18 protein-coding genes, 1 tRNA gene and 2 pseudogenes are annotated in these 23,282 nt (G+C 46.0%); 11 read left to right on the forward strand and 10 right to left on the reverse strand.

All coding sequences use genetic code 11. The annotated features are described in order from the left end of the window. Nucleotides 1-35: 35 nt before the first annotated feature. The 3 genes from QUB30_RS04105 to QUB30_RS04115 form a co-directional block, all read right to left on the reverse strand. A complete protein-coding gene (locus QUB30_RS04105; protein WP_333329448.1) occupies nt 36-1,937 on the reverse strand; it encodes a M61 family metallopeptidase in 1,902 nt (633 codons plus the stop codon). Then, nucleotides 1,934-2,614, reverse strand: a complete 681-nt coding sequence (locus QUB30_RS04110) for a Crp/Fnr family transcriptional regulator (RefSeq protein WP_333329451.1) — start codon at nt 2,612-2,614, stop codon at nt 1,934-1,936. The genes QUB30_RS04105 and QUB30_RS04110 overlap by 4 nt, the downstream gene beginning before the upstream one ends. Nucleotides 2,615-2,774: 160 nt before the next feature. Further along, nucleotides 2,775-3,635 carry an inositol monophosphatase family protein gene (locus tag QUB30_RS04115; RefSeq protein WP_333329454.1) on the reverse strand — a complete coding sequence of 287 codons (861 nt, stop codon included), beginning with the start codon at nt 3,633-3,635 and terminating at the stop codon, nt 2,775-2,777. 481 nt (nt 3,636-4,116) lie between these two features. On the opposite strand from QUB30_RS04115, the gene QUB30_RS04120 reads away from it, so the two are divergent. Beyond that, on the forward strand, nt 4,117-5,169 hold the full coding sequence (locus QUB30_RS04120; protein WP_333329457.1) for a glycosyltransferase: 1,053 nt from the start codon (nt 4,117-4,119) through the stop codon (nt 5,167-5,169). Between the two features lie 319 nt (nt 5,170-5,488). Here the strand turns inward: QUB30_RS04120 and QUB30_RS04125 are convergent, their stop codons facing one another. The 3 genes and pseudogenes from QUB30_RS04125 to QUB30_RS04135 all read right to left on the reverse strand — a co-directional run bounded on the left by QUB30_RS04125 (nt 5,489) and on the right by QUB30_RS04135 (nt 9,226). Next, entirely contained in the window at nt 5,489-7,414 is a 1,926-nt protein-coding gene (locus tag QUB30_RS04125; RefSeq protein ID WP_333329461.1) for an alpha-amylase family glycosyl hydrolase, read from the reverse strand. A gap of 287 nt (nt 7,415-7,701) precedes the next feature. After that, nucleotides 7,702-8,581 (reverse strand): annotated as a pseudogene (locus QUB30_RS04130) (Rpn family recombination-promoting nuclease/putative transposase). Between the two features lie 150 nt (nt 8,582-8,731). Next, nucleotides 8,732-9,226: a hypothetical protein gene (locus QUB30_RS04135; protein WP_333329464.1), complete on the reverse strand. Its 495-nt coding sequence runs from the start codon at nt 9,224-9,226 to the stop codon at nt 8,732-8,734. Between the two features lie 201 nt (nt 9,227-9,427). On the opposite strand from QUB30_RS04135, the gene QUB30_RS04140 reads away from it, so the two are divergent. Both QUB30_RS04140 and QUB30_RS04145 read left to right on the forward strand, forming a co-directional pair. After that, the gene (locus QUB30_RS04140; RefSeq protein ID WP_333329467.1) at nt 9,428-9,616 is read left to right on the forward strand and encodes a hypothetical protein; all 189 of its coding nucleotides are present in this window, start codon (nt 9,428-9,430) and stop codon (nt 9,614-9,616) included. A 104-nt stretch (nt 9,617-9,720) separates the two neighbouring features. Further along, a complete protein-coding gene (locus tag QUB30_RS04145) occupies nt 9,721-10,725 on the forward strand; it encodes an MvdC/MvdD family ATP grasp protein (RefSeq protein ID WP_333329470.1) in 1,005 nt (334 codons plus the stop codon). A 104-nt stretch (nt 10,726-10,829) separates the two neighbouring features. Here the strand turns inward: QUB30_RS04145 and QUB30_RS04150 are convergent, their stop codons facing one another. Then, complete coding sequence (locus tag QUB30_RS04150; RefSeq protein WP_333329474.1) at nt 10,830-11,693, reverse strand: Npun_R2479 family HD domain-containing metalloprotein; 864 nt, start codon at nt 11,691-11,693, stop codon at nt 10,830-10,832. 235 nt (nt 11,694-11,928) lie between these two features. Continuing rightward, complete coding sequence (locus QUB30_RS04155; RefSeq protein WP_172186305.1) at nt 11,929-12,243, reverse strand: Mo-dependent nitrogenase C-terminal domain-containing protein; 315 nt, start codon at nt 12,241-12,243, stop codon at nt 11,929-11,931. A 318-nt stretch (nt 12,244-12,561) separates the two neighbouring features. On the opposite strand from QUB30_RS04155, the gene QUB30_RS04160 reads away from it, so the two are divergent. Next, nucleotides 12,562-13,377 carry a cobyrinic acid a,c-diamide synthase gene (locus tag QUB30_RS04160; RefSeq protein ID WP_333329477.1) on the forward strand — a complete coding sequence of 272 codons (816 nt, stop codon included), beginning with the start codon at nt 12,562-12,564 and terminating at the stop codon, nt 13,375-13,377. Nucleotides 13,378-13,550: 173 nt separating this feature from the next. Here the strand turns inward: QUB30_RS04160 and QUB30_RS04165 are convergent, their stop codons facing one another. After that, entirely contained in the window at nt 13,551-14,594 is a 1,044-nt protein-coding gene (locus QUB30_RS04165; protein WP_333329480.1) for an AI-2E family transporter, read from the reverse strand. A 101-nt stretch (nt 14,595-14,695) separates the two neighbouring features. Here QUB30_RS04165 and QUB30_RS04170 point away from each other — a divergent pair, with 101 nt between their 5' ends. The 7 genes from QUB30_RS04170 to QUB30_RS04200 all read left to right on the forward strand — a co-directional run bounded on the left by QUB30_RS04170 (nt 14,696) and on the right by QUB30_RS04200 (nt 21,644). Next, nucleotides 14,696-14,839: a hypothetical protein gene (locus QUB30_RS04170; RefSeq protein ID WP_333329483.1), complete on the forward strand. Its 144-nt coding sequence runs from the start codon at nt 14,696-14,698 to the stop codon at nt 14,837-14,839. Between the two features lie 308 nt (nt 14,840-15,147). Next, nucleotides 15,148-16,299: a glutamate--cysteine ligase gene (gene gshA, locus QUB30_RS04175; protein WP_333329485.1), complete on the forward strand. Its 1,152-nt coding sequence runs from the start codon at nt 15,148-15,150 to the stop codon at nt 16,297-16,299. Between the two features lie 237 nt (nt 16,300-16,536). Beyond that, the gene (locus tag QUB30_RS04180) at nt 16,537-16,998 is read left to right on the forward strand and encodes a tRNA (cytidine(34)-2'-O)-methyltransferase (RefSeq protein ID WP_333329488.1); all 462 of its coding nucleotides are present in this window, start codon (nt 16,537-16,539) and stop codon (nt 16,996-16,998) included. Between the two features lie 583 nt (nt 16,999-17,581). Continuing rightward, nucleotides 17,582-20,053, forward strand: a complete 2,472-nt coding sequence (locus tag QUB30_RS04185; RefSeq protein WP_333329491.1) for a peptidoglycan DD-metalloendopeptidase family protein — start codon at nt 17,582-17,584, stop codon at nt 20,051-20,053. Between the two features lie 138 nt (nt 20,054-20,191). Next, nucleotides 20,192-20,264: transfer RNA gene (locus QUB30_RS04190), tRNA-Met, on the forward strand. A 128-nt stretch (nt 20,265-20,392) separates the two neighbouring features. Then, nucleotides 20,393-20,992, forward strand: coding sequence for a peroxiredoxin (locus QUB30_RS04195; RefSeq protein WP_333244544.1), 600 nt, complete (start codon nt 20,393-20,395; stop codon nt 20,990-20,992). Nucleotides 20,993-21,104: 112 nt separating this feature from the next. Then, complete coding sequence (locus QUB30_RS04200; RefSeq protein WP_333329494.1) at nt 21,105-21,644, forward strand: redoxin domain-containing protein; 540 nt, start codon at nt 21,105-21,107, stop codon at nt 21,642-21,644. A 130-nt stretch (nt 21,645-21,774) separates the two neighbouring features. On the opposite strand, the pseudogene QUB30_RS04205 reads toward QUB30_RS04200, so the two are convergent. Further along, a pseudogene (locus QUB30_RS04205) lies at nt 21,775-23,163 on the reverse strand (IS701 family transposase). Between the last annotated feature and the right edge of the window lie 119 nt (nt 23,164-23,282).

Raw genomic sequence — 23,282 nt, forward strand, 5'->3', positions numbered from 1 at the left:
TCTTGTCTTTTCTTTCCCCTTCTCCTCCATTTATGTCACAATTTCGATAAAGGAACTCCCAGCCATCCAGTAAAGTTTTGTTTCTGAATAGCAGTGGGCTGTTCCAGCGGCACGATCGAGTAACGGCCAGGTCGCGGCGGGGCGAGAGTAACGCGACAAGTCCGCAGTTCGTCTTGGTGAAAAACCGTCACCTCTATTGTGTCCCCCGGCTGATAATCTTTTAGTCTCTCGCCCGCTTGTTCTGCATTTACCCGAAAACCTTCGATCGCCAGCAACTCGTCCCCAGCGTCAATTCCCGCCAATTGTGCCGGAGAGCCTATTTCGACAAATTTAACCATTTCCCGCCCGTTTTCGGCTCCCAACGTCCAACCGATGCGAGGCGTTCGGTCAGTTTCATCTACCCAAATTTGCAGCCCGAAAGGTTCGAGATATTTGTTGTAAGGCAACTCTTCTGTGCCGTCTATATAGCGGGCGAAAAAGTCGCTCAAATCGATGCCGGCGACGGACTCGATCGCACTTTGCAACTCTTCGGGAGTAAAGCCTATTTCTGCCGGCAGCGAAGGAGAATTTAACTCTCCGTTGGATGTCAGATGCGCCGGCTTGGCGTCTGTTTCCGACTTCAGGTCAAAATCGCCGTTTTGGGCCGAATTAGCATTGCCAAACTGCTGCCACATCAAACGCATCACATCGTCGAGCGAGCGATCGTTGCCGTGTCTGGCTCGAATCAACAAATCGAGCAAAAACGAAACAACTTCCCCTTTCAAATAATAGGAAATCTGCGAATTGTCGCTGTTAGCATCCCTGCGATAAAGTTTAATCCAAGCATCCCAGCTCGACTCGCTGACAGGCTGCACGCTCCGCCCCGGAGTCGTCTGCAAGCGAGTGATTTCCTTAGCCATACATTGGAAATAACCTTTGACGCTGTAGAGACCAGCTCGAAAAGGAATCACCAAATCGTAATAACTGGTCGTGCCTTCAGAAAACCATAAAGAAGGAGTGTAGTTCTCTTTTTCGTAGTCAAATACTTCCAGAGCTTTCGGTCGAATGCGCTTGACATTCCAGAGGTGAAAAAACTCGTGAGCCACCAACTGAATAAAGCGTTCGTACTTTTCCTTAGCCCGAAAACTAAAACGCGGATAGTTGAGAGTGCAGCACTCCTTGTGTTCCAAACCACCAAAACCCGATCCGGACAAATGCAGGAAAAATACATAGCGTTCGTAAGGCAAACCGCCGAACATTTTTGCCTCGACTTCGATCACTTTTTGGATGTCTCGAATCGCCCGTTCCGGTTCTAAATTGCCTTTTCCCCAAACAACTAGCTGGTGGAGTTTTCCCATCACTTCAAAATCGTATACGTCGTGACAGCCAATCTCAAAAGGACTATCGACAAGGGTATCAAAATCCGCAGCAGCGAAAGTAAGATTTTGGCCGGAAACAGGTGGCAAAGTAGTAACGGTGCGCCATTCCGGCTGCGGTGGCACAACTGTCACGGTGTAGCAGTTGCGCTCAAAACCGGGCAAGAAAAAGCACAAAGCCGCCGGATTGAAATAACCGTGAGTCGAGTCTAAATGATTGGTTCGCACTGTCAGTTCGTTGGCAAAAATGCGGTAGAAAACCGTGACATCTGACACCGAATTAGTTTCGATTTGCCAGTGATTTTTGCTTTTCTTGCGCCAAGGTAAAGCTCGATCGCCCGCCTGGGCTCTAAAATCTTGCAGGTGGCGGGCGTACTCTCGAATTAAATAAGAACCGGGAGTCCAGACAGGCATTTTTAAATCCAGAACCGGCTCCGACCAACCTTGCACGCGCAAAGTCACTTCAAACAAGTGGGATTCAGGATTGGGCATCGCCACCGAATATTGAATTGTCGGTGCTGTTAGTTGCCCCTCACGGTTGCCGGCAGCAGACGAGGTATCCAAACAAGTAACATCTGTCATTGACTTGCCAAATTAATCAAGTGCTTGAGGTTGATCAAATGGATAGTTTGGCGGTCTGGATCGATTTTGATCCAACCTTTACTATCGAGTTTTTCCATAATTTTGCTGGTTTCATCTAGGGTGATATCTGTGACATCAGCTAAGTCTTCATAAGGGATATTGAAGATATCTTTGCCCTCAGCAGTTTTCTGACCGTAGTTTTCTGCCAGCTCGACTAAAGTATTTGCTAGTTTAACCGCTGGCTGGCGGTTGCGGAGTTGATATCGGAGATTGGTTTGGCGCAGCCGCCGTACCATCAGTTGCAGCATCCGGTGGTGCAATTGCGGGTCTTTAAACAGGGTTTGGATAAATCGCTGAGCTGTGACGCTGAGCAGCCGCACCGAGGAGAGAGCAAGTACGTCATTCGATCGGGGAGATTCGTCAAGAATGGCCATTTCGCCGAAGAAGGCACCCCGTCCTAAAATAGCCATTGATACAGCTCGATCGTTTGACAAGCGGCGGACTTTTACCCAGCCAGACACGACAAAGTAAATCGCGTTGCCCCAAGAATCCTCCATCACCACAGCTCGGCCCGGGGGATACTCATGCTTGACGGCATTTGATAGCAGCCCTCCCAAGGTTTCTGGGTTAGCACCCTTAAATAGAGGGAATAGCTCACTGAAAGCTTCTGTCTTCATGCAAACTCGCGGAGGTGGGAAATATGATTAGGCGACACCCAACAGCTAGGGAACGATCGATGTTTGGGAACACAAACAATCCGTTGCTCCTTTAATTGATGATAAGGGTGCACAGGCCCGGTTCACGTAAAATCGGCAGATTCTTTAATCTTAAACGGGTTTACAAGCCTGTCACTGCCTGTTGAACTTTGCCCAACAGAGGTTCTATGTAATCCGGCCAGCCGATCGCGATTGACTGCGTGTGGGCCAGAGTCTCCGGCTCGATCGCATCTGCCGTCCACCTCAGCGGTTGACCTTGCAAGTCGCAACAAACCAATCCCGCTGCTTTTGCTAGAGCCAGAGGGCCGGCGGTATCCCACACTTTAACTCTGCCGTTGAGATACAGGTACAAACCGGCTCTACCGAAGATAACTTCCATCACTTTTAACCCAAAGCTGCCCAGCGAGTAAAATTCGGCTCCGGGGATGCTTTGGGCGATCGCCCGGGCGTAGTTTTTTTGGTCTTTATCTCCGAGAACAATTTTACAATTTTCTGCTGTCGGGGCCGGGGGTTTGCACAGGGCGATCGGCTGCGGCGCTTGGGTTCCCACACTTTGAAACAATCCCCAATCTTTGCCGCCAAAATACATTTGGTCAAAAGCCGGGGCGTAGAGCCAGCCGGCCACCGGTTCCCCTTCAAGCAGCAGCCCCACCATCGAAGCGTAGTGCAGTTTTCCCCGAATAAATTCTTCAGTCCCGTCGAGGGGATCGATGCACCAGAGGCGCTGGTAATTGGCGCGGTAAGCTGCTCTGGAGGCGCTGTTTTCCTCGGTAATCCTGCCGTCTTCAGGAAACAAAGCGCTAAATGCTGCCGATAGTTGTCGGTCTAGGTATTGATCGATACTCGTCACGTAGTCGTTGGGCCCTTTCTCGGAAACTTCAAAAGGTTCTGCTGCTAGCTTGTAAGCTTCTTGACCGCACTCGCGCAGGGTGTAGCGAATTTTTTGGTCTTGTTCTGGAGAAATATACATGAGGTTAAACATAAATTTTTTAGCTAACTTCAGCATAAAAGCTTAAGTCCTTGGAATCGATCGGCCTGTGTCACTGTTTTTGATTCGTACAGGATTTGCGCGCGGGTGTCGAAAAACCCGGTTTCCTAACCGTCAGCGCCGTTGCGATACAAGCCCCAGACAGGATTGACGGAACTCAAAAAAATTCACACATTAGGGAGAACCCCCCAGATTTATCTGTAGAGTCAAATCTAAAATCTAAAATCTAAAATCTAAAATCGACCAGCGCCGTTGCGATACAAGCCCCAGACAGGATTGGTGGAACTCACAAAAATTCACACATTAGCGACAACCCCCCAGATTCATCTGTAGAGTCAAATCTAAAATCTAAAATCTAAAATCTAAAATCTAAAATTGACTGAGCGATCGCACTAGCACTTTCAACAGCAGAGGATAGAATCTTCTGAGGTTAGATAATTTGTGCCTGTACCAGGATAATTATAAGGAGAATAGTTTGAAATACCATTTGGCATTAGGTCGCAAAATAGACCTAGATGGAATTGACCGCGATGCACAACTCGGTAAATGCCCCCGCCACGTCCTGCGGGCCCTCAGAGACAGCTTAAATGCCACCGTTCATGCCCCGGATGGCGAAGCGATATCGTTGAGTGACAAGCTGCGATCGAAAATTTCTTCTAAACCCGAACATTGGGCCGCCGCGCGCAAATTGTCCGAGCAAGTCAGCAGCGACGACGTGATATTTTGTAACGGTGAGGACATTGGCATTCCAGTCGCGGCGGTTTGCGGCCAATTGCCCGATCGCCCGAAAATTGTTGTACATTTCCACAATATCGATCGGCTGCGCGGCCGCGTCGCCCTGAAACTATTCGGTTTAGCTGACAAAATTGACGTGTTCATGGCCTGCGCCAGCCCTCAAACTGACTTCCTCCGCAGTTATTTAGCTTTACCTGAATCCCGGATTTTAGTGCATCTAGACCAGACAGACACTAAGTTTTTCACACCCGGCCCCGTTTCTGGCGAGAAAAAGCGGCAAACGGTTGTTAGTGTCGGATTAGAAAAGCGCGACTACCGACTTTTAGCAGCAGCAACTGCTGACTTAGATGTTGACGTAAAAATTAGCGGTTTTTCTAAAGATGCCAAAGCTTTATCGCAAGCTTTCCCCGATACTATGCCAGAAAATATGTCCCGCAAGTTCTACGAATGGCCGGATTTAGTGCAGCTTTACCGCGATGCAGACGTAATTGCAGTTTGTTTGGCGGACAATAAATATGCTGCTGGAGTGCAGGGTTTGCTGGAAGCAATGGCTTGCAAGCGGCCCGTTGTCATTACTCGGACTCAAGGTATGGTCGATTATTTAGCGGCCCCGGATATTGCCAAAGTGGTAGATGTGGGAGATGCAGCAGGTTTGCGCGAGGCGATCGTCCATTTGCTAAAAAATCCTCAAGAAGCTGAATCTCAAGCGCAGCGGGGCTACGAAATGGTTGTGAACCAACACAGCAGCGAACCTTATGTCGATGTTTTGGCCCAGAAGCTGCGATCGCTTTAATTAAGTAGGGTGCGCCTCGGCGCACCATAACTCATGTCCGGAGGGTGCCGATTGCGCACTATAACTCACCTCCGGAGCGTGCACAATTCACACCTTATTGCTATACAGAAAAGGTCAAAATATTTGTTACCTAAGTCCTCTTTAAAAAGTAATGAGTTATGAGTTGCAATTACAAATTATATCTCACAGGACTTGCACACCCTACTAAATAAACCGGGTTTTTAAAACATAATCGAAAGCCTTAAAGAAGTATTTTCGTCCATCAAACCCGGTTTATGCACCCAGAACTATCTCACTCAAAACTCAAAACTCAAAACTATTAAGACTCCCGTCCACTGGCCCACTTATCCCGCCATTTCACAGTCCCTTCCGAAACTAAAACCCAGCGGCGACAAACCAGATTTTCTCGCAGTGGCGACTGTCCTTCCCGTAGCAGCGCATACTTATAAGTAATCAACTTCCCCGCACTTTCATTAAAAGGAATTTCCCCAAACCAAGTATTAGTATTGATATACTCCAACGGGAAACCCTTACTAATATCCCAATTCCCCAATTCAGGACAATCTCCTATCACCACAATTCTTTCCCCAGGCTGAGTTTTAACGCTGTTAAGCTGCGCCCGCACGATAGTTGTCGCCTTAACGCGCTCTCCGACGCGGCTAAAAATCATTACTTCCCGCGCACCCAACTCTAAATTGTACAGCTTCCCATCTTTAACTTCAAACTTGCGGCGCGATAAAACCTCCGTATGCTCTCCATCAGGCAGCTCAGTATCAACCTCTTCAAGAGTAACAGAATTGCCACGATTCATCGCTACAAACACCACAGAGTCGCGATAGCGGCGCACGTAACAATAAACATCAGGAGTTAGATATTTTTGCCACTGACTCCCCATCGAAATAGCTGGATTCAGCCGTCGCAATCCAGACAGCAACCGCACATCTCGGTAAATCGACGAATCAGTATCCCACTTTTCCATCATCGGGCGGTTGTAAGGGTCATTTCCCCCTTCGGTATCATCGTGCAGATACTGTTCAGTGCCGTAATAAATACAGGGAATGCCGCGAGTCGTCATAATTAAACCAATCGCCAACTGCAGCATTTGCGGATCGGGATTTAACGACTGAAACCTCGGCATATCGTGGTTGTCAATAAAAGTAATCAACTCCGTCGCCCCGTAGTAGTGGTAATCCAGATCCAGTACATCTTGGATTAACTTAAATCCCTCGCCCGCACCCTTGCCCAATACTTCTCGAATTGCCACGCACAGACCAAAATCTAAAATAGTCATCCCTGACTCGTTGACAAATTCCACAGAACGATCGTTTCGAGGATCGCTGTAAATCCATTCGCCAAAAATGAAAACATCAGGTCTGTGTGTTAAAATGTCAGCATTAAATTCCTGCCAAAACCAAATAGGCATATGCTTGACTGTATCAACCCGCAAAGCATCAACACCTCTGTCTAGCCATTGTTTAATTGCTGATTTAATGTAATTGCGGTAGGCAATATTGTTTTCGTTGAAAGTTGCTAAACCCGACAGTTCGCAGTTTTGGACTTGCCATTCATCTTCCCAGTTTCTGACTTCACCGTAGTGGTGATACCAGTTATCTTCATCGTCGTTAAAGTCAGCTATTTTTACGCCGTCGTCGTAGAGTTCGCCTTTTTTTCCGCTAAAATCAGGGTTGCTGTGATTGCAGACAATATCGAGCACGAGTTTCATGTTTCGCTGGTGCAACTCGTCTACTAATTTGTCAAATACGGTATCTTTAGTTTCTTGTGTTTGGTTGATAGAAGGATTGTCCCCTGTGGCAATGAAGCGGGGATTTAGTCGCTTGAAATCTTTAGTCCAGTAGCCGTGAATTGCAGCTTGTTCGACAAATAATGCTTCTACTTGCTCGAACAGTGGCGTCAGCCAAACTGCGGTAACACCCATATCTTTTAAGTAGTCGAGTTTGTCGATAACTCCCTGCAAGTCGCCGCCCCAATATTTGCCCCAATCTTTGCCTTCTGGATCGTAAAGTTCTGGGTTTGGGCCTTCGTTATTTGTGGGGTCGCCGTCGTAAAAGCGATCGACTACAAGGAAATAAATTGTTTCTTGTCGGAATTCAATGTCTCTGGTGTAGAGGAATTCTAAATCCAGTTCGCTTTCTGGCTTAACTTCTTCTACCAGAGACTCAATTTTTTTTTCTGGTTCGCTAACTTCGTATTGAGAGGAAGTTTGATTGGGAGTGACTGGTGTCATGAGATGTATTTTTTTATATTGTAAGATTGGTCAGTTATTCGGAGCTAGAGTCGGAGATAGCTTTCCCCTTTGACTGACTTTTACAGCATCATACGGAATTTACTCGTTTAATGGAATCTTCCTTTAGAGAGAGGGCAGACTCATCCTTAAGCATTAGGTGGATGAGAGTTAATGTTTAGCGTAATTCTCTATCAAAGAGCCAGAGCGTCAAAAACCTGCGCTACCAGGCTTAGCCTGGTAACGAGAAAAGGTACACTAATTGTGCGATCGCACTTTTTCCCTTCCTTTCATTCCTCCCGCAAGTTTTGGATATCTTCAACGCTCAAACCAGTAGTTTGACTAATGGTTTGATTGTCAAGCACATTGAGAAGTTGCCTAGCAATTTCTAGAGCTTTTTCTCTCATTCCTAGCGCGAGTCCTTCTTCTCTGCCTTCTTCTCTGCCTTGTGCAATCCCTTATTCAATTCCCTTGAGCAAGACACCCTGCTGATCGAGAATAAACATTTCGCGTTCTTCTAAATCTGCCAACTCCTCTGGATTCAAATTAGTTTCATTGGCAATCGCAAAGGCTTGCTGTATTTCCGATACTGTTTCCATTGTTGACGGCACTATTTCCAAGCTGGGAGCATGTTTCATAAAATAAATCCACTTGTCAGTCAAAGTTTCTAACTCATCCAATTGTTTATTGAATTTTGGCAATTCGATAAATATCAATTCAATCTCTGGATCGACATAATCAAATAAACGTTTTTTCTTTAAACACAAAATTAAAAATTACTTCTGGATCATTGTCAAACATTTCAAAATCAGTAATTGTCAAAGCAATTACTGGTTTTAACTTAAAGTAACCTTGACCGCGAATCAGTTGAGTTGAGTAAGTTTTCGCAGCATTGTAAACCACCCGTTTCGCAAAAGATGCTACATTTAAAACTTGCATTTCGATAATTACAGTTGCGCCTCCTGCAAGCCTGGCTTTGACATCCAGGTACGAGTCTTTGAGATACGGAACTCTTGATGCTAAATACGGGTCGATAATTTCTAGGTCAGCGATGGTGGGGTTGCCATCATAAATCATGGCATTGAGAAAGCTGATTAAAATTGGTTTGCTTTCGTTGCAGCCGAATATTTTTTTGAATGCAAAATCGGTTTTGGGGTTAATGAATGTCATGGCTAATCTCTTTTAAAATGACTTACCTATTATTTTAACCCAGTGGAAAAATGGATTGGGCGAGTTACCAAAACTAGATATCAGATGCTTTATCCAAGCTTGATCCGAGCGATAATGAAGTCGAGCAGCCATTAGCGCTTGCTCTATATTCTATTCTGTCAAATCGACTTGTTGAATCTCTTCTAGCGTCATATCCAAACATTGTGCGATTTGCTCGTCGCTCAATCCTATTGCTTGCAAGCGTTGGATAGCCTCCATTTTTGCCTGCAGCTTTCCCCGCAAAAACTCAGGCGACTCTTCCTGTGACGTGCAGACATTCAGCGCTCCGATTACATGACCGCGAGCAACATGATTGCCACTAATGACGCTACCAGTAACGTTGCTAATCCTGGACTTACGAATCAGTGCCGATCGCAAGTTTAATTTATTAACCTCTTCTCCGAAAACATCAGAGAACAACTCCCATAGCTCGTAGCCCACATCTTTAGCATAACCCTCAGTACAGTTAAGCGCTTGGGCAATATCGCCGTACTTTTGCCGCTTCAAAACGCCCTCAATCACGCCCACTTGCATATCATCTAAATGCTTGCCAGTTTTCGCAAAGACCACTTCATCAGCAAAAGCCAGTGCTTCTTGAACGTTCATCAGGCTTCCCTCACAACCTCGCAACAATAAAATTATAACCGTCTATATCCGACTATTTTCGCCTTTAATACAAAAACGGTTAAATAGCTCTTAAAATTTTCTGCATTATCCGACTTTATTCGACTTTATTCGACTATACAAATGAATTTGCAAGTTCTATCATTGTGAGTGTAAAGCCATCGAACACATAAAAATAAACTCATGACGACTACCCAGATCGCTCTCGACAAAAAAGCAAATCCTTTGATGATGCACCTGAGCATTTTACCAAAGTACCGCATCACCGCCAAGGAAACGTTTAGTTACGATCCCACGACACAGACTTCTAATATCCAGTCTATGGATGCCTCCACGTGTCAGCGACAAGGTTCCTGGCGAAGTGACGACTAGCATTTTCTCGGAGTATTGGGATCGGAGTCTTCTTTCTTGAAAGACCTGTCTCTTTTTTGTGTTGCAGGTCTTTCATTATCAACTTTATTTTAATTAATTTAGATATGACCGACCTTTTGATCGTAACTTCCGAGACTGATAATCATGTAAATGTCGTTATCAACGAATTGCATAAATCAGACGTTCAAGCAATTCGATTGAATTCAGAAAGTTTTATTCAACAAAGTCAGTATTTTTATGAATGGCAAGCTTCTGGAAATCCCATTCAAAGTTTTTTGTCTTTTGAAGACTCCTTGAAAAAAGTGCAAGAAGTTGGCGTAATTTGGTGGCGTAAACCAGACGAGTATCAACTATTTCCAGAAGTTAATGATGATTGGGCTATCAAGTATTGTCGAGAAGAAACAGAGCATTTAATTTATTCTCTATCGGGACTCTATCCGAAAGCTAGATGGATCAATAACTACTACAATATGAGATTGTTATCTCATCGAATCAACCAAATCCCAATTGCTCAAAAACTGGGAATTACTATCCCTCCAACACTCGTCACCAATTCATACGAAGCTGCTTGCGAATTTGTGACACAACAGGGAAAGTGCATTGTTAAAGCGATGCGCTACGCTGGATTTGTACATGATGAAAAGCAGTACGCTTGCTATACTCGCCCCATTGATGTAGAAACACTTGAAGCATTTCGAGAGAGCATTCGATTGGCACCAGTTTTCATTCAAAAACGAATTCAAAAGAAGGCAGAATATCGCGTTACATTAATTGGTAAACATGATTTTGTTTGTCGCATTGATGCCAAACATATCAACGATTCAGACGTGACTTTAGATTGGCGCGTCACCGAACCGGATAAACTCGTTCACGTTCCCGACAAATTGCCGATCGACTACCTCAACAAACTTCATCAAATGCTTGACGAGTTTGGTTTAAATTTTGGTGCATTCGATATCATTCGCGACGAGGACGACACCCTCTATTTTATCGAACTCAATCCTAACGGACAATGGTATTGGATCGAAATTCTCACTAAAATGCCTATGGTTCGCGCAATGGTCGAACTCATCGAAGATTTAGCGCTGCAATATCAACAGGATTGCTGATTTTTATCAGGAAATACACATTTTATTGGCATTGCTTGGTTCCTCGCAATGACAAGGAATCAGCGCTGAGATTGCTTCATTCCTCGCATCGCAATGACAAGTAATCAACGAACTACAGCCACATCCTCAACTCCCACCTCAGAATGCTCCACCCGGAACACATTCGCGCTCAGATTAGCAACAATTTGTTTCCCCTGCTGCGTCAGTTCCAAATAGCCGATCGCATCCTTGATATAGCGATAAACCACATTCCAATAAAAGTTCGGATAACCATCCCGCAACTCCCCCGGATTTTGATAGCCCAAAACCAGATTCTGCCCAGTCTCCTCAAACTCGTAAAACAGTGCAGCAATTTTTTGCAAATATCGCGGATCGCTCAACTGACCAATTAAATCAGCAGCGCGAACTAAAGCCGGATAATTCACAGTATCTTGATAATCTTCATCCGCAGGAACCGGGAAACGAGTCAGCTCAATATTATGCTTAACCAGCTCAGTATCAATCAGTTTGTGACCGCCAAAACGCTCGTCAATAAACATTTTTGCCCGATCGATATGATAAGGGGTCAAACTAGCATCCGTCGCCCCCGGGGGTAGCTTCACTTGCAAATCGTCTATCCCAGTTGCATACAGTCTCAAATCAGTTCGATCTTGCCGACAAACCCCTTTTGCATACCCGATATCGTGACACAGCAAAGCAATATGGAAATGCAGCCAATGTTCACATAAAACACCACCCTCGCGAATGTGTTTGCCACGCAGAATCTCCTGTCCCACCAATGTCACTAAAATAGTGTGTTCCACATTGTGGTAAAGAGCATCGCTATTAGCAATATTTTCCAAAGCCATACTCGCTACCCAAGCAATAATTTCACCATAGTCTGATTTGAACCCGCCGTAGGTGTAGCGGTAGCCTTCAATCAGCCGATTTACAAAAGCATTAATCAGCAGTTCAGTTGCGTTAAACATATCCACTTCCCTGTGCCAAAGTAGCTTGTTAAATTATTTTTGTAAAAATAGTTTTTTATTTTACCCTTTGATGTTATTTTGGGCTTAACCGCGACGATGGATGCCTGCTCCTATTTACAGGCATCCAGTGATATTATCCACGATTATGACTTAAATTACCGATCGAACAACTAGCAGTTTCACGCACCCCGTACACGATTCACATCAATGGCGATCGAGGTATGACACCCCTCAATCAGCAGTACGGCGTTACATCTTCCCCGCATACGTCAGCCAAAAAGGAGAGCGACCGAAAACGTAACCCCACTAATTCTTCATACACAGGATTCAGCTTGCACATAGGCGGTATGTGGAAAAGATGGTGTCCCAATAGCTGGATATCTCTCTCAAAAGGACACTGTGCTGGTATAAGTTGGCACAACCACCGAGCTACTTGCGGATCTCCCACTGCAATGCGATCGAGCCACTGTCGCACTGGTTGGACGAGGCGATCGCCAAAACTTAAGTGTTGGCACTGATTTTTAGGAAAAATACTTGTAGTCGAGTTCATAATTAACCTCAGTAATCATTACTAACAAAGAGTTCTGAATCACCCTTTCTTAATAATCAACCAAACCCGCCGTTACCCCAGTGACGTGGATAAGTTTATCCCGTGACACTCGCGGCCTCAAAATGTGATACAGAAAACTAACAGTTGTGATGACAAGTCCCAAAAAGTGTGAGACAGATCACGCCCTGTACCCGCTACGTCATGTATCTTAAGATATATAAAAAATAAATATAACTTTCTACTCCCCGCCTCTACTTTAAAATCCTACTTACCTGTAATATATTACCCGGTCAATTTCCTAATATAAGGTTTCAGGCAATGATTAAACAAAAACATAAATATGCCGACCTTGCTCAACGCCCCCACACAGATACCGTGCTGGAAAAACTCCCTGTAGAAGTTAAAGATTGGGCCCAAAGCTTGCCTTGGAACCAGCGGCGCTATGTCTTGTCCCTCTGCTACATATTGTGCGCCTCTACTCCCGACTTGCAAGCAGAATTTTTAGATGACTATACAGCCGACGGTTTAGTCTCAAAAATGTTTGAAGATGTAGATACTCTACACCGCGTCAAAGAGTATTTAATCAGATTCCGAGTCAAAAAACAATTAAACGAATCAGATTTAAGAAGCTACATCAAACAATTTTATATCCACTCAGCTCAACAAGCGCGCCGAGAAACAGACCAATATTTAGAATCTGCACTCCGCTTCGTCTTGAGTACAGAAGAACGCAATAATGTTTTTAACTACATTTTGGGCTTTGAATTTATTAAAATTGTGTTTCAAATGAGCTGGTTGCAACACGAAAGATTAGCGAGACTGCAAAAAAATCAGTCGCAGTTTATTGAAACCTATATCAAGCCGATTCAGCACGCACACAGAATTAATGGCATAATTCTCCCGAAAGATGAGAGAATATTTTTTGCCAGACGCGCCTATTACGTTCAACTGCCTAACATTTCTTACAGAAAGCTGATTGAGTTAGTCATGGCAACTTTTACTACAGAAATGGTGAGTAATTGCGGATTTTCTATCAGTCGCCACTCTCAAGCTCTGCGCTTTGACTGCGATTACATTTACGATCCAGAACCAGAAGAAGAAAGATTTCCTACGGACTTACAATTTATTCATTGACTTTAGGCAGTAAGGTTCGCACGGCTCTGTACACCCTACTTAGTAGCTTTTTTCTATTTACTTTTAGTGCCGCGTTGGGCAAAGGATAGTTTTTGAAGCATCGCACTTCTAGTAGGTAAGTGAAAACCCGCTTTTTAAGCCGGATTTGATATAAAATACGATAGCTGTATCAATTAACCTTCCGCTTGCATTTCTTCAATTTCAAACCAGCTAACTATCACTCCCGCTAGCGGAATCGCCAGAAATATGCCTAAAAGTCCTGCCGATCTCGCGCCTACTAACAGTGCAAAAAATACCACTACCGGATTGAGGTTAAGGGAATTTTGCATGAGTCTCGGATGAATAAAGTTGTCTTGAATTTGCTGCAAAACAATGCAAGCTGCCAATACTTTTAAAGCTAGCCACACATTTTGAGACAATACAAGAAAACACACTAAGCTAATTCCCAGCGTCGCTCCGATCCCCGGAACTAAATCAAACAATCCGATAATAAATGCTAAAATTAAAGGAAATCTCACATCTAACAGCAGGAAAATTAAAAAGCTTGCTGTTGTCAAAAATAACATTAACAGAATTTGTGCCTGAAAAAATCCTAAAAAGTTTCGCTCTATTGTTACAGTTAAACGCCTGTGCAGGTGTCTAGGTATAAATTTGAGAACCAACAGCCACAGCCTCTCTCCATCAAGTAACATGAAAGAAGCCACTACCATAATTAATATTAAATTCAATAAGTTGGTTAAAAATACTTGTAAAAAAGCAATACTCGAAACAACTCCAGCCAAAGCTTGATTTCGGAGTTGTTCCTCAATAACTCGCAGGTTAACTTGCAGGTTTCTCGCCTGCAGGAAGGCTTCGATGCGCTCGGACAGAGGTGCCAGAGCATTCACAAATTCAGTCATGCTGTCAATTAATTGCTGTCCTTGAGATAAAAGAGTGACCCCTAGGGTGACGGTGAGACCGCCAAAAACTAAAATGGTGAGCAAGACAACGAAGGCGACAGCTAAACTTCGCGGTAAAAATCTCTGGAGAGTTCGCACCGGATAGTTGAGCAAAAAAGCCACGAGTGCAGCAATGGTGAAAACCGCGACTGCTGTTTCAAAGTAAGCTAAAAGTTGCAGTCCAGCCCAACCAGAAGCAAATAAAAGCAAAAACCGGACTAAGGCTAAATTGCTTAGCATATTCCAAAAATTGGGAGGGGTTCTTTCTTGCTCTTTCACAGGGATTTCCAGGGATTAATAACTCAAAAATATTGCAGAGTCCTCTTTTAGAATCTCACCCAAGATCTATCTGCGGCTATCCCCCTCAAGGCTGAAAACATATGTCAAAGGAAGAAGGAAGAAGGAAGGAAGAGGGAAGAAGAAAGAAGGAAGAGATAAGAAGAAAGAGGGAAGAAGGAAGAAGGAAGAAGGAACGAAGGCAGCAGGCAGAAGCTATGAGGAAGGTAGTAGGCAGTGCTTTCTAACTTTTGTCTGAGGCAAGGGTGGGTTCCCAGAGGCATAAGTTCGATCGTACTTATGCCGAATTAAACACGCCCGCGATCGATCAAACAGCCTTTTTGACTCTAAAACCGACTCGGAAGCTCTTTGCGGTACCAGGATTTGCCACCTCGGCCCGCAACTAACACACAGATGCTCAAACTTGCTTGATGCCTCAAAACCCGGTTTCAGTGCCAGTCCCGAAAAATTTCAACTCTGCCTCTTGGAAGATAGTGTGAACAGGTCAATTTTTGGGATACTAGAAACTAGCACTCAACTTAGCTGAGGAACAAACGTGCTGCTATCAAAAGGCTTTGAAGTAGAAATGTATACCGGGACGCCCGAAGGTGAGGTTGTCGGTCTCTCCGATCGCATAGTCGCCGATCTAGAGGGATTTGTCCGGGAGCCTGATAGCCGCAATGTGGAGTACACGACCGCCCCGCTGTGCAGCTACGACCGCCTGTTGTGCGCCTTAGTCAACCCGCGAGTCCGGCTGCGCGAGTATTTAAAACAATTGGGCGACTATACCTTGCTGCCGGGAAGTACCCTGTCTCTCGGAGGGAGCGATCGATTTTACAGATCCGATCCCAACAACCCCTACCACACCTACATCGAGCAAACCTACGGCACCAAAGTCGTCACCGCCAGCATTCACATCAACATCGGCATCTCCCAACCAGAACTGCTGATGCGGGCCATCCGCCTCGCCCGCGTCGAAGCACCGCTGTACCTTGCCTTGAGCGCCTCTTCCCCCTTCCTCGACGGCGAAGTCACGGGCTATCATTCCACTCGCTGGGGTTTGTTTCCCAAAACTCCAGCCATCGTCCCCCTGTTTGAAAGTCACAGACATTACATCCAGTGGACTGAAGAACAGCTAGAACTCGGCACTATGCAAAACGTCCGCCATTTGTGGTCTGCCGTGCGGCCAAATGGCGATCGTCGTCCTTACTGTCTCAACCGCCTCGAACTGAGAATTTGCGACCTCGAAGTAAATCCTCTGGCTTTGTTGGCCATCACTGCCTTACTAGAAGCTCGCATTTGGCAGATGATGGAAGACCCCAGCTTAGACCCCTTAGAACTCAGCACCTTACCTGCGGCCACCCGCAACCAAGACTTAGTTGCTCTCACAGATGCCAACGAAATTGCTGCATCCCGGCAAAGTTTGGATGCCGAACTCACCCATTGGCAAGACGGCAGAACTATTCTGGCACGAGATTGGATTGAGGAAATTTACCGAGAAGTCTGGCCTATAGCCAAAAAACGAGGCTTTAGCTGCTTTCTCTCGCCGCTCAAAAAGATTCTCCGGGAAGGCAACACTGCCCAGCAGTGGTTGAAGCTGCACGAGGGCGGTTCGGACACCCGCAGTATTATTTTGCAAGGGATTAAGGGCATGGCTCACCAAGAATGGGAGCTCGAAGACAACTTGTGCGCCCAATTAGTGGCCTAAACTACCCGCAGCATAGCCAGGAGGCTACTGAAAGCCCCTGGCTATCCGTACTCAGCTAACAATACAAATAGCCCGAACCTCCTGCGAAAAAGTTGCAGGGCGGCTCCCAAAAATAAATCAGAATATTTAATCAATGGAACTCGACAAAGGCCATAAATAAAAGCTATAAGTTATATCTACCTTTGGGTAGATTTCTAGATTTCCAAATGGCTGTATTCAGCGCTGTTAATTAGCTTCATGCCCCAACTTGTCTTAATTCACCCGCAAATCCCCCCCAATACTGGCAATATCGCCCGCACTTGCGCTGCTACAGGCACGGAACTGCACTTAGTCGGCCCGCTGGGGTTTGAAATTAGCGATCGCTACCTGAAAAGGGCAGGCTTAGATTACTGGCCCTACGTCAACCTCCACTGCCACGAAGATTTAGCGGCTTTTTTGACCTTTCGGCAGCAGCGCGGGGGACGGGCGATCGGATTCAGCACTGGCGGGCGATGCAGTTACGCCGAATTCCAATTTCAGGCCAGCGACTGGCTGATGTTTGGCTCGGAAACTGCTGGTATTCCCCAATTCGTCTTAGATGCCTGCGACGCCACAGTTTTTATTCCCATGAGCCAGCCTGGAGTCAGGAGTTTGAACCTCTCCGTCAGCGCCGCTGTAGGTTTATTTGAGGCTAAACGACAGTTGGGCGAGCTGCGATAAATCATTATCAACACATAAATATATAGATATTTAATAGCTGGCGAGGGCGGCCAAATTTCCATTTAAATATAAGAAATTTGTATCAAAGCCAGGAGAATCTAGATAGCTGAGATTAATATATTTTATTCATCCAAAAACAGATTGTTATCAGCAACACCAAATTACTCGCAAGACAATTGAGCAACAAAAACAGAGAATTTCACCGATTTAGGGCTTGAAGGGAGCACAGGCTTGGGTCTGAACGCTATATCTAGTAAATATACGGTTGTAAGCAGTCCGGAAATTAGCGTAGAGTCGGATAATAGGTGAGAGTCTTAGCCTTACCGGAACGCAGATTTTATCTATTCGTTCCAGCTATTGCAGTGTAAGGCTTTTGGGGTGTAATTGCAGCAGGTTGAACCGATAATTTTAAAATTTATGACGGTTCGAGCTTGTCTAAATTAAAAAAGCAAGGTAATCTGGCCTAAGCATGATAGCTGTCAACAATCAGAATATTTTTGCTTGTTGATTTAAATTCAGCGTCATGCGATCCCCTTGAGTGTTTCCAAGGACAGTTAGCGCTTCTCAGTAGGAGGTCGTTTTTTTGAAACGAACATATCCCCAAATTAAGCCTGTTCAGGCTAGTGAAATCGACAGAGACGGTTCAGCAGAACCGTTCAAACAGACAACGCTCAGCACTGGCAGAGTTCGCTCTCTCGCCACGATCGGGCTGGCAATATCGGTAGGTGCTTCTGGCATCCTGCTACCGAGAAATGGAGACAGCGCTCGCGCGTCTGAACTCGCACCGACATCAGAATCCACCGCTGAAGTACAGCCAGTCTCTGCCAACGGGCCCGCTACCGCCGCACAACTTGACGGTTCTAGGGTCGAACAGCCCGGATCGCCTTCTGACCCGGTGGCGGTTAAGGTGCAGCAGGGACAAACCATTTGGGAACTGTCTCGGGACTATGAAGTTGAACCGTTGGCACTAGCAACTGCCAACAGCATCAAACCCGATACCCCACTCCAAGTGGGCCAAGAACTCAGAATTCCGACGGCGACGGAAGCCGCGCCACAAGAGAACGCCGGCAATATCGCGGCGGCTTCGCTAGAGCGCGCTGCAGTCAATCCCGAACAAGAGTTAAATCTGACTGGCTCCGATCCGTTGGATAGTGCAGCCCTGTCAGGGCAGCCATCAACCGCAGCGACTCCGCTGGGCACGACGGTACCGGAACAAGGTTCGATCGATAGCCCGAACGCAGACGGGGCGATCGACAGTTTGAAAAAACAGGAAAACCGCACTACAGAATCGGATCGAACCCTGTTCGGGTCTGAGGGGGGAGCAAATTCATCTACACCTGCGGCATCTTTGCCGGAGTCAGCACCGACGCTGGCATCCCCCGGATATGCAACTCAGACAACTATTCCCGACCTCGGGGCGACACCTATAATTCCAAATGCTGGGGTCGGTCAAGCAGCATCGCCCGATCGAGCATTCGAGTCAATTGAACAGTCTCTGGCAACACCCAGTTTGCCCTCGGCTGTGCTAGTCCCCCCTGCGGGAAGTACAGCCACGCCGGCTGAGGTGCTCTACAGCGTGCGTCCGGGAGATACCCTAGATGCGATCGCCAAAGGTCACGGGGTATCGCCCAATGAGCTGATCTCCGTCAACAAGCTCGGCAACCCTAACTTGCTGAATGTCAATCAACGGCTGAAAATTCCTCAAGTTCGGTTAAATAATCCAGCGGTGCAGGCGGCAGCCTCTTATTCTGCCTCCAACTCTACATCTGTGTTGTCGGCAGCTTCGGTTCCCGCATCTTTGAACCCCAGCTCGTCTACCCCGGAAATAGCCGACACTGGCGTTGCAGCACCCGCGCCAACAGTGCCCGTTGTGTCTCCCCTGGCGAACTTGGAAGGTCTGAACAATATTTCAGCGCCGATGGTTCCCAAAATTAACAGCATTTCGCTAACTCAAGTTTCTCAAACGATTAGCGACCCCAGGAAGCTGGAGCTTCAAGGCGAACCAACATTTACAGGTGCAGTTGACACCAGTGCCCTGCCCCGGTCAGCAAATGCAACGGCTACCGCCATCGCTACGGGAGAATACCCGCAGCCTGTGGGCCTCATGCCAAATGCTAGCGCCCAGGGTTTAAATGCCGCTCAAACTAGCGCTTTACCTGAGTCGAATCCGGAGGCTCTCTCCACCCAGCAGGCTCTCAACCCTTATGCCGAACGCTTGAGGGCAGAAGTTGTGAGGCTGCGAGAGGAATATCGTGCCGAGCGCAATTCGATCGGCGCAAATGCAGTGTCCCTGGCTCCCGCTGACGGCCCCTCGGGCAACCCGTCTGAGGAGCTCCCCAGTGTCAATCCATATCTCTACACCCCCGACTATACTGAGGCGGTGCAGAATGAAATCAGCAGACCGCCGTCGAGAGCCTGGTCTGAGCAGGTTCAGAAGCAGCAGCAAGAGCGTTATGACCCCGCTAGCGCAGCGGAACTGCAACCGATCGACCTGACGCCGACTTCTGCTCAGGATCGGCCTATGGTAGCAACTGCTCCTTTGGGAGCAGAGGGTTACGACCCCCTGAGCAACCCGTCTTTGGGACGCATGGTTTCTCCAGAACTGCCTCCGCTTTCGAGCCCTGATACTTATCTGCCTAACGGCAAACAACAGTCGGCTAACGGGTTTATTTGGCCGTCTAAGGGCGTTCTTACTTCAGGCTACGGTTGGCGGTGGGGACGGATGCACAAAGGAATTGATATTGCAGGGCCGATCGGCACGCCAATTGTGGCAGCATCAGACGGGGTGGTTACCTATGCTCAGTGGAACGACGGCGGCTACGGGTATCTGGTGGAAATTACCCATCCTGACGGCACTGAGACTGTCTATGCCCACAACAGCCGAATTTTGGTGCAAAAAGGTCAGAGAGTCGCTCAAGGGGAACAGATTTCAGAAATGGGCAGCACAGGCTTCAGTACCGGGCCGCACTTGCACTTTGAAATTCATCCCGCCGGACAGGGTGCTATCAACCCAATGGCTTTTCTGCCCGACGATGCGTCCAGCGCTTCTCGGTAACGACTGGTCGGAAGTTATGGGTTTTGAATGATTACCAAAACTCATAACTTTTACTGGAAGTCATTACAAATAGTGTTGTTTTAAAACAAGACATAGCTCGCCCTACCGTGCTACGATAGTAAATCGTGAAGTAAGTTTGGCTCAGTGGCGCAGTGGTTAGCGCAGGGGACTCATAAGCCCAAGGTCGCAGGTTCAAATCCCGCCTGAGCCATGATTTAATCGAAAAAACCGCGCTCTGAATTTTGAGAGCGTGTTTTTTTTTGATTTTTAGAGAAGATACTTGTAGTCGTTATGAGTATGATATATTTGTAACAGTTCGTAAAAAAGGAAACAAAATCTATGACCAGTGAATGCCTCCGGGTTGGTCAAGCTGCACCCGATTTCGCAGCAACAGCCGTAGTGGATCAGGAATTCAAGACAATTAAACTGTCAGACTATAAAGGCAAAAAGTATGTAGTCCTGTTCTTCTACCCCTTGGACTTCACCTTTGTTTGCCCGACTGAGATCACAGCATTTAGCGATCGCTTCGAGGACTTCAAGAAAATCGATACCGAAATCCTCGGCGTATCTGTTGACAGTGAATTCTCTCACCTCGCTTGGATACAAACAGACCGCAAATCAGGCGGTGTCGGCGACCTCAACTATCCCTTAGTTGCTGACCTCAAAAAAACAATTAGTTCTGACTACAACGTCCTCGACCCAGAAGCAGGCATTGCCCTCAGAGGTCTGTTCATCATCGACAAAGAAGGCATCATCCAACACTCTACTATCAACAATCTTGCCTTCGGCCGCAACGTGGACGAAACTCTCCGCACTCTGCAAGCTATCCAATACGTCCAGTCTCACCCCGATGAAGTTTGTCCCGCCGGCTGGCAGCCCGGTGACAAGACTATGACTCCCGATCCGGTCAAGTCTAAGGTATTCTTTGCTGCGGTTTAAGCACATTATATTTGTAGGGACACGGCGCTGCCGTGTCCCTACCCGCAGAGGCATTTATTTAATCGGATTTTTAATTAGCAATTAGCAATTAGCAATTACCCAATTAGGAAATATGCTGACTTCTACTAATTTTAGCGGCTTGTTAAATGAGCGGTTTTTCCAAAATTTATTGCCTGTTCCCGCGACAAATGTTCTGAAGCTGGGACAGATGACCCCAGATTTTGAATTGCCTGATATTAATAATGGCAAATTGGTGCGGCTGTCGAATTATCGGGGCGATAAGCCGGTAGTTCTGGCTTTTACGCGGATTTTTACTGAAAAGCAATATTGCCCTTTCTGTTTTCCTCACATTAAAGCTTTGAATGAAAACTGGGAAAAATTTGCCGATCGCAACATAGAATTATTGATGGTGGCCAGTACCGACGATCGCCAAAGCCAAATTGTAGTTAGAGATTTAGGCTTGAAAATGCCTCTGCTGTCCGATCCAGGCGTAAGAGTGTTTCGGGCTTATCAAGTCGGTCAGGCTTTAGGTGCTCCTTTGCCCGCTCAGTTTGTTTTGGATGCAGAGGGAAAACTCGTCTTCAAACATTTGTTTTCTTTCATAGACCACAATGCTAGTGTGGACACTTTACTGCAATATGTCGATCGCTAGATACCCATAAGGACACGGCAATGCCGTGTCCCTAGCTGACAACGCAAAATTTGTGCCATTAATACTATTAGTTTGAGCGCATTCCGTAAGTTTTTCCCAATCTAATACCAATCTCAAAAATCATGCAACATTAGCTAGGGGCGATCGAATCTAGTCGCATCCGGTTATATCGCTCTTCTATTAATCTAAGCAGAAAAAATAGGAAATCTGGGGTAAAAGTCGTTTGAGTAATAAGACTGGGAAAAAAGTTCATCAAAGAAATCAGCCTAGGAAATTCCAAAGATTATTGCGGCGGAATCGGAAATATCTTCAACCAGCGTTGGATGAGATTGAAATAGATAAATGGCTGGCTAATTAAGCGGAGATTATTGAGGAAATTTTTCCATCCCTTGGACAAATCCCAATTAGGATGTTGTGAGATCAGATTGATGACTGACTGACTACGAGGATTAACGGGTGATGGATTTGAGTCCCTCCAATGGGCGCGAATAAACTGACTAATAAGTAAGCCCTACTAACCAGTTCCCACCATTTTTCAATGCTTTCATAACGACTCAGACGAAAATCCGCCCATCCCAATTCATTTTTGCTCATTGATCGGGCATATTCTACCTAATTTATACAGCCGTATAGATTCCCGACATCTTTGTAGCCAAGGTCGGGAATTTCGGTCATCACATACCAAGTAGAGTTGGGCGGTAAAGTTTCTGGGTCTGTGGTAACTTCCCAATATCTTCGCTCTCCTTTTTTGCCAAAAATTATTTCTATTATCCAGCGCTATTCTTGAGTTTTATCGCTAAAAATGCGATTGAATTTACGCCACTTATTTTGCCGAACCCTCTGCCCTGCTGGTAACCAGACTCAATGATTGCTTCTAATCGCTACAGCAAAATTTAGTTTTAATTGCTCTAGGCCTCCTAAGAAATTTGTTTCAGTTGAACCATATAGGCTATCAGCTAATACTAGCTCTATTTAAAATCCCATTTGCTGAATTTTTTGGATCGACCTCGCGCCTATCTCGGGTTTAGAATAATAGATATCGCCTGCTTTCAGGCGTGATTGCGGTTGATAAATTTCAAACATTAACGAAAAAGCGCTCTGCTCAATTAGTCCCCAGGCTGTGACCGCAACAATTCCGTTATCTATCTTTCCGAGTTTTCCTAAATATTGCCGACTCACATAATCGGTGCTTCTTCCTTTCTGTCGATCTCCGGTTTCATCAATAATTACAAAAATTTTTCTGTTGTTCAAGGCTTGTAAAGTGAAAGATAGTCTTTGATTTGTTAATTGTTGAGCTCATCCTTGGAGATTGAGTTAAAAACTAATGTAAGGATTGTTCATTAGCTAATCCAACTACTTCGGCAATACCTAGTAAAGTTTTACGTTAGACTCAGGAGAGCATTCCTACGTGTAGTTGCGTGAAAGCCTCAAAACTCCTAAAATCTGAAAACAAATTTCTATAGAAGGCACAATATCGATCGATAAAATTGATGGTCGGTCGAGCGGGCGCGGGCTTCATCCACAGACAGCAACTGGGTTGGGAGCATTTTCGGCGGCTATTATACTCCCATCACAGTGACAGAACAGCGATATATCCGTGAAGTTACTTAGTTAAATAGGATGTAGTGCGCACCTTTC

The organism is Microcoleus sp. BROC3, assembly GCF_036702515.1.
Taxonomy (GTDB): domain Bacteria; phylum Cyanobacteriota; class Cyanobacteriia; order Cyanobacteriales; family Microcoleaceae; genus Microcoleus.

Coding starts and splice junctions, on each gene's coding strand:
- QUB30_RS04105 (WP_333329448.1), bottom strand. CDS start 1,937: ATGACAGATGTTACTTGTTTGGATACCTCGTCTGCTGCCGGCAACCGT.
- QUB30_RS04110 (WP_333329451.1), bottom strand. CDS start 2,614: ATGAAGACAGAAGCTTTCAGTGAGCTATTCCCTCTATTTAAGGGTGCT.
- QUB30_RS04115 (WP_333329454.1), bottom strand. CDS start 3,635: ATGTTTAACCTCATGTATATTTCTCCAGAACAAGACCAAAAAATTCGC.
- QUB30_RS04125 (WP_333329461.1), bottom strand. CDS start 7,414: ATGACACCAGTCACTCCCAATCAAACTTCCTCTCAATACGAAGTTAGC.
- QUB30_RS04135 (WP_333329464.1), bottom strand. CDS start 9,226: ATGAACGTTCAAGAAGCACTGGCTTTTGCTGATGAAGTGGTCTTTGCG.
- QUB30_RS04140 (WP_333329467.1), top strand. CDS start 9,428: ATGACGACTACCCAGATCGCTCTCGACAAAAAAGCAAATCCTTTGATG.
- QUB30_RS04145 (WP_333329470.1), top strand. CDS start 9,721: ATGACCGACCTTTTGATCGTAACTTCCGAGACTGATAATCATGTAAAT.
- QUB30_RS04150 (WP_333329474.1), bottom strand. CDS start 11,693: ATGTTTAACGCAACTGAACTGCTGATTAATGCTTTTGTAAATCGGCTG.
- QUB30_RS04155 (WP_172186305.1), bottom strand. CDS start 12,243: ATGAACTCGACTACAAGTATTTTTCCTAAAAATCAGTGCCAACACTTA.
- QUB30_RS04160 (WP_333329477.1), top strand. CDS start 12,562: ATGATTAAACAAAAACATAAATATGCCGACCTTGCTCAACGCCCCCAC.
- QUB30_RS04170 (WP_333329483.1), top strand. CDS start 14,696: ATGTCAAAGGAAGAAGGAAGAAGGAAGGAAGAGGGAAGAAGAAAGAAG.
- QUB30_RS04180 (WP_333329488.1), top strand. CDS start 16,537: ATGCCCCAACTTGTCTTAATTCACCCGCAAATCCCCCCCAATACTGGC.
- QUB30_RS04195 (WP_333244544.1), top strand. CDS start 20,393: ATGACCAGTGAATGCCTCCGGGTTGGTCAAGCTGCACCCGATTTCGCA.
- QUB30_RS04200 (WP_333329494.1), top strand. CDS start 21,105: ATGCTGACTTCTACTAATTTTAGCGGCTTGTTAAATGAGCGGTTTTTC.